The organism is Bradyrhizobium algeriense (assembly GCF_003062295.1).
In the GTDB taxonomy this organism is placed as follows: Bacteria; Pseudomonadota; Alphaproteobacteria; order Rhizobiales; family Xanthobacteraceae; genus Bradyrhizobium; species Bradyrhizobium algeriense.
In genome coordinates this window covers 1-513 of sequence record NZ_PYCN01000224.1, presented here as the reverse complement: position 1 = coordinate 513, position 513 = coordinate 1, and the positions used below count along the sequence as shown (strand labels likewise).

The 513-nt window shown below is 59.5% G+C and carries 1 pseudogene; it reads right to left on the bottom strand.

Features of this window, described 5'->3' with window-relative positions:
• Nucleotides 1–128 precede the first annotated feature (128 nt).
• A pseudogene (locus C7G61_RS45775) lies at nucleotides 129–513 on the bottom strand (plasmid replication protein RepC); the annotation flags it as partial.

The window sequence follows — 513 nt, the reverse complement described above, 5'->3', positions numbered from 1 at the left end:
CCGGATTCTTGATCCGGCTCTCGCCACCGTTTCTGGCCACGTCGTCCTCGTAGAGCTGCAGGACGTAGATCACAGCGATCGCCGCCCTGACGGTGCCGATGTCCTCCACGGCCTCGGCCCAGGCGCTCTCATGTGCTCCAAGCGACGCCCGCAGGTAGCGGCCGGCCGTAGTCGCTGAGGGCGGGGCAGGCCTCCAGGATCAATTCTGGTGATAGGTGCTCCGAGCTTTGTTCGGTTGAACGAACCGCCTCAGCTTTCTTCGGAAAGCCTTTGTTACAAGGCTCACTAGGAGATTTGTTGTTGTTATTAGTGTGGCGGCACTGAGTTCCGGCATAGCCTGCCTTATAATAAGTTTCCTCGCACGCACTCCTCAAGGATTTCCACTCATCCAGAATATCGATCGGCATGGCCTTTGTGCTGCGCAGAGGGGTTCGGGCCAGCAGCCCTCTAAGCCGATCCTCAAGGTCGGAGCGATCCAGATCAGGGTACTCCCGCGACAGGCTCCCGAGCGCT